The sequence below is a fragment of the Variovorax sp. J31P179 genome (genome assembly GCF_030316985.1).
GTDB classification, from domain to species: domain Bacteria; phylum Pseudomonadota; class Gammaproteobacteria; order Burkholderiales; family Burkholderiaceae_C; genus Variovorax; species Variovorax ginsengisoli_B.
Genome location: NZ_JASZYL010000002.1, coordinates 145,858 through 160,680 on the forward strand (window position 1 = coordinate 145,858; position 14,823 = coordinate 160,680).

The following is a 14,823-nucleotide window of genomic DNA, read 5'->3' on the forward strand; positions in this document are numbered from 1 at the left end:
GTGCGCTGTTCCTGCTGCTCAACGCAGGTTGAGCGCAGGGCATAAGGCATAGAACTCGGGCCGGCTCAGCGCTTCGGCCGCAGCGTCACGATCAACCGCGCGGGCACGGTGCCGTCGATGTCGCGCGGCAGCTTCTCGGTTTTCTGCAAGGCGCGCAGGGCGGCGTCGTCCCAGTTCGGCAGGCCGCTGGTCTTGACCAGCTGCGGTGTGCCGACGATGGTGCCGTCGGGTGCCAGCCGGACGTCGAACTCGGCGCCCGGATTACCGCTCACCAGATCGGCGTCGGGGAACACGACGTTCGGCCGCACCGCGGCGGCGACCTTGCCGCCGTAGCTGCCCGACGGGCCCGACGACTTCGCGGCAGCGCCTTCTCCGCCCGAACCGGCCATCGCCTGCATCCGCTTGAGCGTGGCCGCCCGATCGGCGGCCGCCTGCGCAGTCTGCTTGGCCTCGGCTTCCTTTTTCTTCGCGGCTTCGGCCTGCTTGGCGGCCTCGGCCTCCTTGCGCTTCTGCTCGGCGAGCTTCTTCTGCTCTTCCTTCTTGCGCTCGGCCTCGTCCTCGGCGCGCTCGCGTGCCTCGGCCTCGCGCTTTTCCTGCGCCGCCTTCTTCTGGGCCTCGAGCTTCTTCTGCTGCTGGGCCTGCTGCTCGAGTTCGCGCTCCTTCTGCTCCTTCAGTTCCTTCTGCTTCTTCTCGCGTTCGAGGGCGATGTCGGGCGCCTTCGGCGCGGGCGTCGGCTCGGGCGGTCGAACCGCCTGGGGCGGTGGCGGCGGAGGAGGGGGCGGCGGTGGGGCCGGGGTCGGCGTCGGGGCCGGCGGCACCGGCACCGGTGCCACGGCGCGCGGCGCGGCCTGCTGCACCGTCGTCGACCACAGTTCGGCCTCGACGGCGTCGTTCTCGGCCTCGCGGCGCCAGTTCACGCCCCAGGTCAGGGCGGCGATCAGCAGCGCATGGGCGACCAGGGCCAGCGCCACCGCGCGCGGCGTGCCGCGCTGCGGCGGCGGCGCGAATTCGGGGCGGTCGGCGGCGAGCGACACTTACCTGGCGCCCGTGGTTTGGACCGACAGCCCGACCCGCTCGATGCCGCTGCGCTTGAGCTGGTTCATGGCCTTCACGACGGTCTCGTACTTGACGGTCTTGTCGGCGCTGATCACCACCGGCCGCTCGGCATCGCCGCCTTGGGCCTGCTTGGCGGCCGCGCCGATCTGCGTCATCGGGATCGAGCTGCCGCCGCTGCCGGTCGACGGGTCCTTCTTGATCTGCACCTCGTCGTCGCTCTTGATCACGATCTCGATCGGGCGGTCGGGTTGCTTGTTGGCCTTGTCGACGCTCGGCAGGTTGATCACGCTCGGCGTGATCAGCGGCGCCGTGACCATGAAGATGATCAGCAGCACCAGCATCACGTCGATGAACGGGACCATGTTGATCTCGTTGATCGTGCGGCGGCCGCGGCCGCGGGAGGACATGGCGGGCATGGTGCGGGCTCCGTTCAGCGGCCGGCCGGGGTCACCGACGCCGGATTCACGTGGGCCGTGAGGTTGCGCTGCAGGATGTTCGAGAACTCTTCGATGAAGGTCTCGAGCGCGATCGCGATCTTGTCGATCTCGCGGGCGAAGCGGTTGTAGGCGACCACGGCGGGAATCGCGGCGAACAGGCCGATCGCGGTGGCGACCAGCGCCTCGGCGATGCCGGGCGCAACGGTGGAAAGTGTCACCTGGGCCAGCGCGGCCAGGCCGGTGAAGGCATGCATGATCCCCCAGACCGTACCGAACAGGCCGACATAGGGCGAGACCGAACCGACCGTGGCCAGGAAGGACAGGTTCTGCTCGACCGCGTCGAGTTCGCGCTGGTAGCTGGCCCGCATGGCGCGGCGCGAGCCGTCGAGCAGGGTGCCGGTGTCGGACACGTGGCGTTCGCGCAGCTTTTGATATTCGCGCATGCCGGAGGCGAAGATGCGCTCCATCGGGCCGGCGAACTTGGCGTTCTGGGCCGCCGACGAGAACAGCTCGTTGAGGCTGGTGCCGGACCAGAAGTCGCGCTCGAAGTCTTCGTTGAGCGAGCGGGTGCGCTTGAGCGCGAAGTACTTGCGGAAGATCGCCGCCCAGCTGGCGACGGACACCACGATCAGCAGCAGCACCACGAGCTGCACCGGCAGGCTGGCGTGGAGCAGGAGGGAGAGTATCGACAGGTCTTGTTGATTCATGGCTTGAGAGGTTGAGACATGGAGCCGGCGAAGCGCTCGAGGGTTCCCGAAACTTGGCGCGGGATGCGTGCGGGTCGCAGGCTGGCCGCATCGACCCAGCCGATGCGGATCGTGCCTTCGCACAGCAGGGCCGGGCCCGATGCTGCGCTTTGCTCTGAATTTGATAGCACGCGCTGGGCGATTATCAGGGACGCCGAGCCGATCTGGCGCAGCTCGGCTGTAACCAGCAGTTCATCGTCGAGCCGGGCCGGGCGGTGGTACTTCAGCTGGGTTTCGCTGACCACGAAGATGCCGCCCGTGTCCTCGCGCAACTGGCGCTGGGCGATGCCCATGGAGCGCAGCCACTCGGTGCGGGCGCGCTCCATGAACTTCAGGTAGTTGGCATAGAACACGATGCCGCCGGCATCGGTGTCCTCCCAGTAGACGCGAATGGGCAGCGCAAAGCTCATTCGGTCAGGCGGCAACGGCGGCGCCGGCCCAGGCGCGCAGGCGGGCCACCGACTCCTCGAGGTGCGCCATCGAGCTGGCGGTCGAGAAGCGGATGAAGCGTCCGGTCTCGGCACTGCCGAAGTCGCGTCCGGGCGTGACCGCGACGTGGGCTTGCTTCATCGCCTCGAAGGCGAAATCCCAGCTGCCGTCGATGCCGAGCTTCTCGGCCAACGAGGAGCAGTCGGCCCAGGCGTAGAAGGCGCCGTCGGGCATCACCGGCACCTTGAGCCCCAGCGCATTCAGCTGCGGGATGAACCAGTCACGACGGGCCTTGAACTCGGCCCGGCGGCGCTCGTACTCGGCGATGCTGTCGGCCTCGAAGCAGGCCAGCGCCGCGTATTGCGACACCGTGCTGGCGCAGATGAACAGGTTTTGCGCCAGGCGTTCGACCGCCGGCACCAGGGCATCGGGCACCACCAGCCAGCCGAGCCGCCAGCCGGTCATGTTGAAGTACTTGCTGAAGCTGTTGATGCTGATGACCTGGTCGTCGATCGCCAGCGCGGTCTGTCCGAACTGGTCGTCGTACGACAGGCCGAGATAGATCTCGTCGATCAGCGTGATCCCGCCGCGCGCGCTCACGACCTCGTGGATGCGGCGCAGTTCGCCGGGCGCGATCGAGGTGCCGGTCGGGTTCGACGGCGAGGCCAGCAGCACGCCGCGGGTGCGCTCGGTCCAGGCCGCCTCGACCTTGGCGGCGCTGAGCTGGAAGCGCTCGGCCGCGGTGGTCGGCACCAGCACGGCGCGGCCGTCGGCCGCGGTCACGAAGTGGCGGTTGCAGGGATAGCTGGGGTCGGGCAGCAGCATCTCGTCGCCGGCCTCGATGAGTGCCAGGCAAGCCAGTTGCAGCGCGGCCGAGGCACCGGCCGTGATGACGATGCGGCGGGCCGGCACGTCGACCTTGAAGCGCTCGGCGTACCAGCCGCTGATGCGTTCGCGCAGGTGATCGAGGCCGGTGGCCTGGGTGTACTGCGTGGCGCCGGCACGCACGGCGCGAGAGGCGGCTTCCTGCACCAGCGGCGGCGCCGTGAAGTCGGGCTCGCCGATGTTCAGGAAGATCATCGGCCGGTCGGTGTGGGCGACTTCCCGCGCCAGCTTCGACGCCGCCTTCGCGACCTCCATGACGTAGAACGGCTCGATCCGTTCGGCCCGCTGCGAAATCCTCATGGCTTGGCCTTGCCGCTCAACCGGTCGGCCTCGACCTCGTCCGGGCGCAGCTTCGGTGCCAGGCCATTGAGCACCGCGTTGACGTACTTGTGGCCGTCGGTGCCGCCGAATTCCTTGGCCAGCTCGATGCACTCGTTGAGCACCACGCGCCAGGGCACGTCGAGGCAATGCTGGAACTCGTAGACGCCGATCCACATCACGCCATGCTCGATCGGCGAGATCTCCTCCAGCTTGCGGTCGAGCAAGGGCACGATCAGGGCGTCGAGCTCGTCGGCGTTTTCGATCGATCCATGCAGCAGCGCGTCGTAGTGCGCCGCGTCGGCCTTGTGGAAGCCGGCCAGGTCACGTGTGAACTGGTCGATGGAGGCGGCGTCGTTGCGCCCCACGAGGTGCTGGTAGAGGGCCTGCAAGGCGAACTCGCGGGCCCGGCTGCGGTTCGACTTGGCGGCGGCCTTGCGCGCCCCGGTGCTGGTGAGCCCGGTGCGGGTCTGGCGCGGCTTGCCGCTGGATGATTTGGTGTCTTCGGTCATGAAAGGGTGGCGAGCAGCTGCGCCATCTCGACCGCCACGCGTGCGGCGTCGCGGCCCTTGTCGGTCTGTCGCGCCACGGCTTGTTCGAGGTTCTCGGTGGTCAGGATCGCGTTGGCGATCGGGATTCGGTAGTCGAGCGCCAGCCGGCTCACGCTGGCGCCGGACTCGTTGGCCACCAGTTCGAAGTGGTAGGTCTCGCCGCGAATGATGCAGCCCAGCGCCACCAGGGCGTCGTAGCGCTCGCGCTCGGCCAGCGCCTGCAGCGCCACCGGGACTTCGAGCGCGCCAGGCACGCTCACGTGCTCGATGTCGTCGTCGGCGACGCCGAGCGCCGCGAGTTCATCGCGGCAGGCCTTGGCCAATGCGTCCGTGATGTCTTCGTTGAATCGCGCCTGCACGATCCCGATGCGGAGGCCCTTGCCGTCGAGCGCGACGTCGGCGCCCTTGTTCGCGTGTTGCATCAGTGTTCGTCTTTCGTGATGTAGCCGGCGATCTCTAGCCCATAGCCTGCGGCCATGCTCGGCATGCGGCGCGGCGTGCCGAGCAGGTTCATCTTGTGGACGCCGCACTCGCGCAGGATCTGGGCGCCGATGCCGTAGCTGCGCAGGTCCATGCGGCCGCGCTCGGGCGCCTGCGCCGGCCGCGCCGTGCCGTCGAACTGCGACAGCAGCTCGGCGCCGGTCTCGCCGCAGTTCAGCAGCACCGCCACGCCCTTGCCCTGGGCCGCGAGATGCGCCAGGCTGGCGTCGAGGCTCCAGGAATGCAGTGCGCGGTTGAGTTCGAGCGCATCGAGCACCGACAGCGGCTCGTGCACGCGCACGTCGACCGTGTCGCCGGCATCCCACTTGCCGCGCACCAGCGCCAGGTGCACGCCGTTGCTGGGCTTGTCCTTGAAGGCGTGGGCGGTGAACGGGCCCCAGGCGGTCTGGATCTCGCGGCAGCCGACCTTCTCGACCAGGGTCTCGGTGCGGCTGCGGTGCTCGATCAGGGCGGCGATGGTGCCGATCTTGATGTCGTGTTCGGCCGCGAACAGCTGCAGGTCGGGCAGGCGCGCCATCGTGCCGTCTTCGTTCATCACCTCGCAGATCACCGAGGCCGGCGAGCAGCCGGCCATGGCCGCCAGGTCGCAGCCGGCTTCGGTATGGCCGGCGCGCATCAGCACGCCGCCGTCGACCGCCTGTAGCGGGAAGATGTGGCCGGGCTGGACCAGGTCGGCGGCAACGGCGTTGGGTGCCACCGCGGCCTGAACGGTGCGCGAACGGTCGGCGGCCGAGATGCCGGTGGTGACGCCCTCGGCGGCCTCGATCGAGACCGTGAACGCTGTCGAGTGCTTGGCGCCGTTGCGCGCCACCATCGGCGGCAGCTGCAGCCGCTCGCACATTTCGCGCGAGAGAGTGAGGCAGATCAGGCCGCGCGCATGACGGGCCATGAAATTGATCGCCTCGGGCGTGACGTGGTCGGCGGCCAGCACGATGTCGCCTTCGTTCTCGCGGTCTTCCTCGTCGACCAGGATCACCATGCGGCCGGCGCGCAGCTCGGCCACGATGTCTTCGACCGGGGAGATCGGTGCGGGCGCACGGCCGCTGCGCGGGGCGCCGATCGGCGTGACGGATGCATTCATGGGAGCTTGTCTTGGGTGGGTGGTTGGATGGCGCCGGCCTGGAGCATGCGCTCCACGTAGCGGGCGACGGTGTCGATCTCGAGGTTGACCTGGCTGCCTGCCGTGAGGCCGCCGAGCGCGGTGTTCTCGACCGTGTGCGGGATCAGGTTGATGCTGACCTCGCTGCCGTCGGTGACGTCGTTCACGCTGTTGACGGTGAGGCTGACGCCGTTGATCGTGATCGAGCCCTTGTAGGCCAGGAAGCGGGCCAGCGCCGGCGGCGCCAGCACGCGCAGCTCCCAGCTTTCGCCGACGGGTTCGAAACGGCGCACCGTGCCGATGCCGTCGACATGGCCGGAAACGATGTGGCCGCCCAGCCGGTCGCTGGCACGCAGCGCCTTCTCGAGGTTGACCCGTGTCTGCGCTTCCGACAGGCCTGCGGTCTTGGCCAGCGATTCGGCCGAGATGTCGATGGTGAACAGCTTTTGCGCCGGGTCGAGGGTGGTGACGGTCATGCAGGCGCCGTTGAGCGCGATGCTGTCGCCGAGCCCCACGTCGTCAAGATAGCCGTCGGGCACCGCAATGCTGAGACGCTTGCCGTGGGAGGAAGAACTGCCGAGGTCGTGGACGGCGGCGATGCGCCCCACGCCGGTGATGATTCCGGTGAACATCGCCGCATTTTCGCAGAGATGCGGGGGCTGCCCGGCCCGCAGCCTAAAACTTGTCCCGGCCGGCGACGCGGGCGACGATCCGCAGGTCGGGCCCGATCGCCTCGAACGACCGGAATTCGAGCGCCAGGGCCTCGCCCAGCGCCGTCAGCGGGCCGCCCGCATGGGGCCGGCTGGCGATGCCCAGGCCGTCGCCGATGAACTTCGGCGCCAGGTACAGCAGGATCTCGTCGACCAGGCCTTCGCGCATCAGCGAACCGTTGAGCTTGTGGCCGGCCTCGACATGCAGTTCGTTGACTTCGCGCCGGGCCAGGTCGGCGAGCAGGGCGGCCAGGTCGACCTTGCCGTCCGCATTGGCCAGGCAACCGATGGTGGCGCCGCGGGCTTCGAGCGCCAGGGCCTTGGCCTCGTCGCGCGCGGCGGCGTAGATCCAGACCGGGCGCCCGACTTCGAACAGCCGGGCGTCGGGCGGGGTCTGCAGGCGGCTGTCGACGATCACCAGCGGCGGCTGGCGCACGGTCTCGACCAGCCGGACGTCGAGTCGCGGGTCGTCCTCGATCACGGTGCCGACGCCGGTCAGGATGGCGCCGGCGCGGGCGCGCCAGGCGTGGCCGTCGGCGCGGGCCCGCTCGCCCGTGATCCACTGGCTGGTGCCGTTCTCGAGCGCGGTCTTGCCGTCGATCGAGGCCGCGGCCTTGAGCCGGACCCAGGGGCTCTGGCGGACCATCCGGCTGAAGAAGCCGAGGTTGAGTTCGCGCGCCTCCATCGCCAGCGGCCCGACTTCGACCTCGACGCCGGCAGCGCGCAGGCGCTCGAAGCCCTGGCCAGCGACCAGCGGATTCGGGTCGGCGAGCGAGGCGACGACCTTGCCGATGCCGGCCTGCGCCAGCGCATCGCAGCAGGGGCCGGTGCGCCCGTGGTGGGCGCAGGGTTCGAGTGTGACGAACGCGGTCGCGCCGGCCGTCGAGGCGCCGCGCGCCGCGGCATCGCGCAGGGCCATCACTTCGGCGTGCGGGCCGCCGGTGCGCTGGGTGTGTCCGCTGCCGATCGTCCGGCCGTCGGGCGCGACGATGACGCAGCCGACCGCCGGATTCGGAGGCGCCGTGGTGCTGGCCGCACGGGCCAGCGACAGGGCCAGCCGCATCGCTTCGTCGGCGGTCAATGGCGAGCTCGGGGCAGGCGTCGGGGTCATGCGAAGGAGAGGTGTTTTCAGCGGTTCCAGCATTCCGCCTGGAGTTCGTCCGCAGCGCCGACGGCGGCGAGCCCGCGCACACCGGCATGGTCGAGTGTGTAGCCGCCGCACCGGTCGCCGGCTTGGGTGCCCAGGGGAAGTGCGGTCAAAGTGTAGCCGCTGCCCTGGGCGTCGGCGGGCTCGAAGACGATCCGGTAGTTGCCCGAAGGGACGGCCCGCAGGCCTTCGGGAAACTCCGCGGGGTCGCCTGGGTAGTGGCCGGTGGCGGTCGCGGCGCGCTCGAGCCAGTGTGCCGCCTGCAGCAGCCCGGCGCGGGCCTCCGCGCGCAGAGCGCGCTGCACATGGGCCTGGTAGCTGGGCAGTGCCAGCGCCGTCAGGATGGCGACCAGCGCCACCACCACCAGCAATTCGATCAGCGTGAAGCCGGGCTGGCAGCGGCGCGTCATTGCAGTTGCCGCCAACCCGGGCGAAGCAGGATGCTCCCCAGGCGCTGCATCGGCGGCGCCACCGGCTGGCCGGGCGCGGAGATCGATTTCTCGAGCCGGTCGCCCCGGATCCCGATGCCGAGGCCGGCTTCCAGCCGCGAAGGCTGGCCGCCGATGGCGGCCGGCAGGTGGGCGTAGAGCGTCGACCGGGGCGCCGAGCCGTTGAGGATGTCGAGCGTGGTGCGAAAGCGCCTGGCGGGCGTTGGCGGCAGGTCGAGGCGGCTGCCGGGCGCAGGCAGCTGGCTCCAGACATCGATCAGGTCGCCCTCGAACCAGCCCGGGTTCTGCAGCACGCGCTCGCCCGGCAGCGGCAGGTCGAGGAACCAGCCACGCCGCGCTTCGCTGCCGGCGTACGGCACCGGCTGCGATGACACGGTGCCGGCGCCGTGGGCGCCGTCCAGCTGCACGCTCTGGGCGACCAGGCCCGTGCGACCGTTGGCGACGGGCCCCCGGCCGGCGCCGAAGCGCGGTGTCGGCTCGCCGGCCGGGCCGGCCGTGCCCTGGCGCAGGATCGGCGTGTCGTCGTGGACCCCGTAGATCGTCTGTCCCTGGAGGCCCGGCCCGTCGGCGGGCGCGTTTCGACGGCCGGTGCCGAAGGCCACGATCAGACCGCCCTGCGGATGGGCCTTCCAGACCGGCGCTGCGGTGATCGGCTGGCGCATGGCTGCCGCGGACGCGTCGCGCGCCACGAACAGCGGAGCGCCGTCGAACGCGGTCTTCCAGCTTCCCGCGCTTGCCGCGCGGAGGTCGAACTTCCACAGGTTGCCGAGCAGGTCGCCCGCGTAGGCGACATCGGCCGTGCCGTTGCCATCGAGATCGATCAGCCGCGGCACGCCGAGCCCGTTGCCGGGGCCGGGGGCGGCAGTGATGCCGAGCAGTTCGCGCTTGCGGTCGAGGTACTGGACCAGCAGCACCGCGGTGCCGCTGGCGCTGCGCTCGCCATTGCCGATCACCAGCGCCCAGCGGCCGTCGTTCATCGGGGTGATCTGGCGGCTGATCGAAGGATCGCCGGCTTCGGTCGCTGGCTCGCCCATGATCTCGCCGATGTCGTCGTCCAGGCTCGCGGGCGCGCTGCGATCCAGCACGACCATGCGTTCGGCGCTGGCTCGATCGAACGCGGCCGGGTCGGTGACGTCGAGCACGAAGTAGCCCCTGCCGCCGGCGCCGAGGAAGCCGGCGAGGTAGCTTCGCCAGCCGCCGGGATCGCGCGTGCCCGGCGCGCCCAGATACAGGTCGCCGACCAGGGGCGAGCCGTCGACCAAAGGCGCCGGCCGCCAGTCCGGACGGGTGAGTCGGGCCAGCCGGGCGTGCAGGCCTTCGGGGACGTAGGCGATTCTTTCCTCGCCGGTGCTGGCGTCGAAGCCGTGCAGCATGCCGTCGCCGGCGCCCACGTAGAGCATCGGCGGGCGCGCGGCGAGGGCGCGGCGGAAGCCGGCGTGGTCTTCGGCCGAGTACGCCGCGGCCGGCGCCGGCTGGTGCCAGAGCCTGGAATTCACGATCTCGCCATGGCGGGAGGTGCGGCGCCGCAGCGGCCCGCCCGGATTGCCGCCTTGCTCCTTGGCGCGGTCGCCGCGCAGGTAGGCCAGGCGGTCCTTGGCGTTCGCCTCCGCAGCGGCACGGTCCGATGCGCCATCTTCTGGGTCCATGAGCGCCGACTGCTGCGCCGGGGACAGCGAAGTCCATTCCCAGGGAATGCCGACGGCGGGCGCGCCGCTGCCGGTGCTGCGGGCCGAAAGCACGACGCGGGCCGCCGGCCAGTCGTCGCCGTGGGCGTCCATGACGGAGGCGGTCGAGCGGGGCCGCGCGGGGCGGGCGGGCTCGGCTTCGGTGGCGACGGTCGCGGGCAGATCACCCCACAGTCCGCGCGCATCCGGTGTGGGTCTGCCGTGCCGGAGCGCGTAGCCGGTGACCGATCCGGTCCAGCCGGCGGTGTCGTAGCCGGCCGCGAACAGCGCAGCCGCATGGCGGTCCGAGCGCGCACTGGCGGCCAGCGAGCTCAGGTGCGCCGTGGTCCGCTGCGTTGGCGGCGAGCCCGGTGGCGCGTCGAGTACCTCTGCGGTCGCGGCGGCGGCCCCGATGGCCGTGGCGAGGGCCGAGGCCCGCTTCACAAGTACCCGTCTCATGGCTCAGGACCTCGTCTTCTTGCGCACCAGCGTGCTCTGGATCACGGCTTGCGTCGCTGGCTTGCGTCCCCTGCCCACCGCAGTGACCCGGTAGATGTACGGCTGGTCTGCATCGGGGGCCAGCCGCTCGGCCTCGCCGCCCGCCGTCGCCGCCGAGGTGTCGTAGTGCAGCAGTTCGACCCAGTACCAGCCCTGAGTCCGTGAAACCGCGACCTTCTTCATGGCCTCGAGCGCCGCCCGATCGCCCCAGAAGCGCGGCGGAATCCGGTCGGGGATGCAAAGGCCTGCGGCGCACGAAGGGGTGGACGTGCCGAGCCGGGCCTGCAGGGCGATCAGTTCGGCACGGCTTCGAGGGTAGGCGTGCCGGTCCTTCGAAGCCGCCGCGGGCAAGCTCGAATCCTCGCGCTGGATCTCGGATTCGGCCTCGCGAAGGAGCGCCTGCGCCCCCTCGAGCGCGCGCTGGTAGTCGCTCTCGTTGCCGGTCGCCGCCTCGTCCAGCAGCGCCGTGCGCGAGGCCGTGAGCACCAGCAGCGTGGCCAGCAGGGCCGTGACCATCACGACTGGCAGCGAGAAGCCGGCTTGCGATCGTGCGATGGGCGTGGCGATCATGCGTCGGCCCTACCGGGTCCGCAGGTGGAAGAGGTTGCGAAAGACCAGGTGCGTTCGGCCGCTGTGCGGTCTGTCGTCGCCGGCGCAGCCGCGGTAGGACCCGGTGGCCTCCGGGCCCTGCTCGTCGCCCGCCAAGTCGAGGCAGATCTCGATCGCCGTCACGGAGGGCCACAGATTCGCAGCCTGGACGGCGCTGGCGTCCATGTGCCGGATGCCGGCGCCGCTGTCGACCCGGTAGTCGACCTGGAAATCGGCGACGTTGCCGATCACGGGCTGCGAGGTCTTCATGCCGCGGCACATCAATTGTCCCTTGGCGTCGAGCGAAAAGGCGGCGCGGACCTGCTCCTGTTCCTGGTTGTCGACATTGGTCCCGTTGCAGTCGTATTGGGCCCAGTTCCTTGGCGAGCCGCTGCCCGCGGGCCAGCGGCCTCGCGCGTAGCCGATCGATACGCTGTCGGGCCGGCCACCCGCGCCTTCGGTGCCGGCGACGGAAGGCGCGGCTTCGTCAGGCCCCGCGGGCTCGGCTCCGAAGGTGTGAAGCCCAGTGGCTTCGTCGCGCCAGGGCTCCAGCGTGCTCGCCTGGCGCAAATGCTGGCCGATGACCTGCAGCGCATGCGAGCCCTGCTGCTGCAGCTGGCTCAGGTCGCCGATGCTGGCGGCCGCGCTGCGCGTCAGCAGCAGCGTGGAGAACGCCGTGGCGATCACGAGCAGGCCGACCGCCATGCCGGCCAGTAGTTCGACCAGGCTCAAGCCGCATTGCCGGCGGCGCGGGCCTGCATGGGGATCAGGGAGTGACATGGGCCAGATGACAAAGAAGCCCGGCGGGGCAGCGCACGCCCGCCACAAGGGGACCGACCTCGAACGGGGCGTCGAGCGCCGCTTCGGACCCCGCATGCGCGCTGGCGCGCCAAGCGACCATCACGCCCAGCGTCCGCGCCTGCATGGGCGGCGGATCGGCGGTCGTCTCGAACGCCATGCCGCGGCCCTGGGGCAGGGTGGCCGCAATGGCCTGTTTCCAGCTGAGGATGTCTCGGCGCGCGAGCGTGGCGGCGTCGCATGCGGTGTCGCGGCAGGCTGGCGACGGCGCCGGCAGTTCCCACTGGGTGGCCTCGGCGGGCAAGGGGCTCATTCCGACGGGGTGGGCGCGGATGCGCTCGCCCAGGTCCTCGATCAGGCGGATCGCCTGGGCGCGATGAGCGGTGGTTCGGGCATCGGCCAGGGCGCGAAGCTGCACGCCGAGCAGGCCGAAGGCGACTAAGGCCAGCAGGGTCAGCGAGACCAGCGATTCGAGCAGTGTGATGCCCTGCTGCAGGTGCGGGCGGCCGGCGCGGTTCAGCATCTGTCGGTACCGTGAAGGGTCTGCAGCCGGCCGGCGGAAGACATGCACATGACGCGCGCGGCCTTGTCGTCGCTGCTGCGCTCGGGCCTCAGCGTGAAGCGAAAGGCGCCCAGGTTGTGAAAGCGGCCCGAGCGGTTGAGGTTCAGGTAGGTCGAAGGGGCGGCCACGCTGACCGTCGCCTCGACGCCGCGGGGCGCCGGCCAGGCCTGGATCAAGGCCTCGCCGGGGTCGTGTCGCCCGTTGCCGTCGGTGTCGGCGAACAGCGTCCAGCCGCAGCTCCAGTCCTGCTCGCTCGCCGGTGTGCAGCCGCCGCCCGAAGCCCGCCGCAGCGTGACACCGCCGCCGCGCCGGATGGCCTCCGAGCGCGCCGTGTAGAGGGCGGCGCGCAGGCCTTCCTCGGCAGCCCGCAGGCGGTAGCGTTCGAGGGTCCGGCCGAAGGCCGGCATTGCGAGCCCGACCAGGATCGCGACGATCGCGAGCACCGCCAGCACTTCGACCAGCGTGAAGCCGGACATCGGTGCGAAACGGGACAGCGGGGCGGAGGTAGGCATGACGGCCCGGATGCTAGAAGCCAAAGCACCGTCCGTGGCGTCGAGGCGCCTGCCGGGCCGCTCCCACGCGCAAGCGGTCGCTGGCTGCGCCGCCGTGACGATTCAGGAGGAAGTTGCCGGCAAGCTGACCCGCCGCGAACTCAGATGTCCCTGAGCAACTGCCTGAACTCGTCCACGTCCTCGAAGCTGCGGTAGACCGAGGCGAAGCGCACGTAGGCCACCTTGTCGAGCCGCTTGAGCTCGCGCATGACCAGTTCGCCGACCTTGGTCGATTCGATCTCCCGCAAGCCGCTGGACAGCAGCTCTTGTTCGATGCGCAGCAGCGCGATGTCGATCTGTTCGATGCCGACCGGCCGCTTGCGCAGCGCCAGCATCATCGAGGCCCGCACCTTGGCGGTGTCGAAGTCGGCCCGGCTGCCGTCCTTCTTGACCACCACCGGAAAGTTGACGTCCGGCCGCTCGTAGGTGGTGAAGCGCTTGTCGCAGCCTCCGCACTGGCGCCGGCGGCGCACGAAGTCGCCGTCTTCCGAGACCCGGGTCTCCATGACCTGGGTCTCCAGATGACCGCAGAAGGGGCACTTCATGCGCTGTCGTGCCGGTTATTTGTAGACCGGGAAGCGGCTGGTGAGCGCGTGCACCTTGGCCCGCACCGCATCGATGTTCGCTGCGTCGCGCGGGTTCTCGAGCACGTCGGCGATCAGGTTGGCGGTGGCGCGCGCTTCCTCGTCCTTGAAGCCGCGGGTGGTCATCGCCGGCGTGCCGATGCGCACGCCGCTGGTGACCATCGGCTTTTCGGGGTCGTTCGGGATCGCGTTCTTGTTGATCGTCATGTGGGCCGCGCCCAGCACGGCTTCGGCTTCCTTGCCGGTGATGCCCTTGGCGCGCAGGTCGACCAGCATCACGTGGCTTTCGGTACGGCCGCTGACGATGCGCAGGCCGCGCTCGGTCAGCGTCTCGGCGACGATCCGTGCATTGGTCACGACTTGCTGCTGGTAGGCCTTGAACTCGGGCGACAGCGCTTCCTTGAAGGCCACCGCCTTGGCCGCGATCACGTGCATCAGCGGGCCCCCCTGCAGGCCGGGGAAGATGGCGCTGTTGATCGCCTTCTCGTGCTGCGACTTCATCAGGATGATGCCGCCGCGCGGGCCGCGCAGGCTCTTGTGGGTGGTCGAGGTGACGACGTCCGCGTGCGGCACCGGGTTCGGGTACACGCCTGCTGCCACCAGGCCGGCGTAGTGGGCGATGTCGACCATGAAGATGGCGCCGACATCCTTGGCGACCTTGGCGAAGCGCTCGAAGTCGATCCGCAGCGAATAGGCCGAGGCGCCGGCGATGATCAGCTTGGGCAGGTGCTCGTGCGCCTTGCGTTCCATGGCGTCGTAGTCGATGGCTTCGTCGGCGTTCAGGCCGTAGCTCACGACATTGAACCACTTGCCGCTCATGTTGAGGGGCATGCCGTGGGTCAGGTGGCCGCCTTCGGCCAGGCTCATGCCCATGATGGTGTCGCCGGGCTTCAGGAAGGCCAGCATCACGGCCTCGTTGGCCGAGGCGCCGCAATGCGGCTGCACGTTGGCGGCGTCGGCGCCGAAGATCTGCTTGATGCGGTCGATGGCCAGCTGCTCGGCCACGTCGACGTGCTCGCAGCCGCCGTAATAGCGCTTGCCCGGATAGCCCTCGGCGTACTTGTTGGTGAGCTGCGAGCCCTGGGCGGCCATGACGGCCGGCGAGGCGTAGTTTTCGCTCGCGATCAGCTCGATGTGGTGCTCCTGGCGGGCGTTCTCGGCCTGGATGGCAGCCCAGATTTCAGGATCGGTCTGTTCGACCAGGATGTTGCGGTGGTACATGGCAGTCCTTCAAGACGATGGTCCTTGTT

18 protein-coding genes are annotated in these 14,823 nt (G+C 70.1%); all 18 read right to left on the minus strand.

The window, feature by feature from the left end; all coding sequences use genetic code 11:
- Positions 1-65: 65 nt before the first annotated feature.
- Positions 66-1,034 (minus strand): cell envelope integrity protein TolA, encoded by a 969-nt coding sequence (gene tolA / locus QTI17_RS05010; RefSeq protein WP_286531561.1) that lies wholly within the window; start codon positions 1,032-1,034, stop codon positions 66-68.
- On the minus strand, positions 1,035-1,472 hold the full coding sequence (locus tag QTI17_RS05015; protein WP_286522577.1) for an ExbD/TolR family protein: 438 nt from the start codon (positions 1,470-1,472) through the stop codon (positions 1,035-1,037). It abuts the gene before it with no gap.
- Positions 1,473-1,486: 14 nt separating this feature from the next.
- A complete protein-coding gene (gene tolQ / locus QTI17_RS05020; RefSeq protein ID WP_286522575.1) occupies positions 1,487-2,200 on the minus strand; it encodes a protein TolQ in 714 nt (237 codons plus the stop codon).
- The gene (gene ybgC, locus QTI17_RS05025) at positions 2,197-2,649 is read right to left on the minus strand and encodes a tol-pal system-associated acyl-CoA thioesterase (protein WP_286531562.1); all 453 of its coding nucleotides are present in this window, start codon (positions 2,647-2,649) and stop codon (positions 2,197-2,199) included. Before ybgC ends, tolQ begins: the two co-directional genes overlap by 4 nt.
- Positions 2,650-2,653: 4 nt before the next feature.
- Positions 2,654-3,853, minus strand: a complete 1,200-nt coding sequence (locus tag QTI17_RS05030; RefSeq protein ID WP_286531563.1) for a pyridoxal phosphate-dependent aminotransferase — start codon at positions 3,851-3,853, stop codon at positions 2,654-2,656.
- Positions 3,850-4,383, minus strand: a complete 534-nt coding sequence (nusB, locus tag QTI17_RS05035; RefSeq protein ID WP_286531564.1) for a transcription antitermination factor NusB — start codon at positions 4,381-4,383, stop codon at positions 3,850-3,852. The genes QTI17_RS05030 and nusB overlap by 4 nt, the downstream gene beginning before the upstream one ends.
- On the minus strand, positions 4,380-4,844 hold the full coding sequence (gene ribH, locus QTI17_RS05040) for a 6,7-dimethyl-8-ribityllumazine synthase (protein WP_286504149.1): 465 nt from the start codon (positions 4,842-4,844) through the stop codon (positions 4,380-4,382). Before ribH ends, nusB begins: the two co-directional genes overlap by 4 nt.
- A complete protein-coding gene (ribBA, locus tag QTI17_RS05045) occupies positions 4,844-6,004 on the minus strand; it encodes a bifunctional 3,4-dihydroxy-2-butanone-4-phosphate synthase/GTP cyclohydrolase II (protein WP_286531565.1) in 1,161 nt (386 codons plus the stop codon). Before ribBA ends, ribH begins: the two co-directional genes overlap by 1 nt.
- On the minus strand, positions 6,001-6,654 hold the full coding sequence (locus tag QTI17_RS05050) for a riboflavin synthase (RefSeq protein WP_286531566.1): 654 nt from the start codon (positions 6,652-6,654) through the stop codon (positions 6,001-6,003). The genes ribBA and QTI17_RS05050 overlap by 4 nt, the downstream gene beginning before the upstream one ends.
- A gap of 43 nt (positions 6,655-6,697) precedes the next feature.
- Positions 6,698-7,843: a bifunctional diaminohydroxyphosphoribosylaminopyrimidine deaminase/5-amino-6-(5-phosphoribosylamino)uracil reductase RibD gene (ribD, locus tag QTI17_RS05055; RefSeq protein ID WP_503011020.1), complete on the minus strand. Its 1,146-nt coding sequence runs from the start codon at positions 7,841-7,843 to the stop codon at positions 6,698-6,700.
- Positions 7,844-7,860: 17 nt separating this feature from the next.
- Positions 7,861-8,289, minus strand: coding sequence for a type IV pilin protein (locus QTI17_RS05060; protein ID WP_286531567.1), 429 nt, complete (start codon positions 8,287-8,289; stop codon positions 7,861-7,863).
- Positions 8,286-10,451, minus strand: a complete 2,166-nt coding sequence (locus QTI17_RS05065) for a pilus assembly protein (RefSeq protein WP_286531568.1) — start codon at positions 10,449-10,451, stop codon at positions 8,286-8,288. The genes QTI17_RS05060 and QTI17_RS05065 overlap by 4 nt, the downstream gene beginning before the upstream one ends.
- A gap of 3 nt (positions 10,452-10,454) precedes the next feature.
- Positions 10,455-11,060: a pilus assembly PilX family protein gene (locus tag QTI17_RS05070; protein WP_286531569.1), complete on the minus strand. Its 606-nt coding sequence runs from the start codon at positions 11,058-11,060 to the stop codon at positions 10,455-10,457.
- 9 nt (positions 11,061-11,069) lie between these two features.
- Entirely contained in the window at positions 11,070-11,954 is an 885-nt protein-coding gene (locus QTI17_RS05075) for a prepilin-type N-terminal cleavage/methylation domain-containing protein (RefSeq protein ID WP_353506690.1), read from the minus strand.
- Entirely contained in the window at positions 11,845-12,399 is a 555-nt protein-coding gene (locus QTI17_RS05080; protein ID WP_286531571.1) for a type IV pilus modification PilV family protein, read from the minus strand. The genes QTI17_RS05075 and QTI17_RS05080 overlap by 110 nt, the downstream gene beginning before the upstream one ends.
- Positions 12,393-12,950 (minus strand): GspH/FimT family pseudopilin, encoded by a 558-nt coding sequence (locus QTI17_RS05085; protein WP_286531572.1) that lies wholly within the window; start codon positions 12,948-12,950, stop codon positions 12,393-12,395. Before QTI17_RS05085 ends, QTI17_RS05080 begins: the two co-directional genes overlap by 7 nt.
- Before the next feature lie 140 nt (positions 12,951-13,090).
- Entirely contained in the window at positions 13,091-13,534 is a 444-nt protein-coding gene (gene nrdR, locus QTI17_RS05090) for a transcriptional regulator NrdR (RefSeq protein ID WP_286531573.1), read from the minus strand.
- 15 nt (positions 13,535-13,549) lie between these two features.
- Positions 13,550-14,794 carry a serine hydroxymethyltransferase gene (gene glyA / locus QTI17_RS05095; protein ID WP_286531574.1) on the minus strand — a complete coding sequence of 415 codons (1,245 nt, stop codon included), beginning with the start codon at positions 14,792-14,794 and terminating at the stop codon, positions 13,550-13,552.
- Between the last annotated feature and the right edge of the window lie 29 nt (positions 14,795-14,823).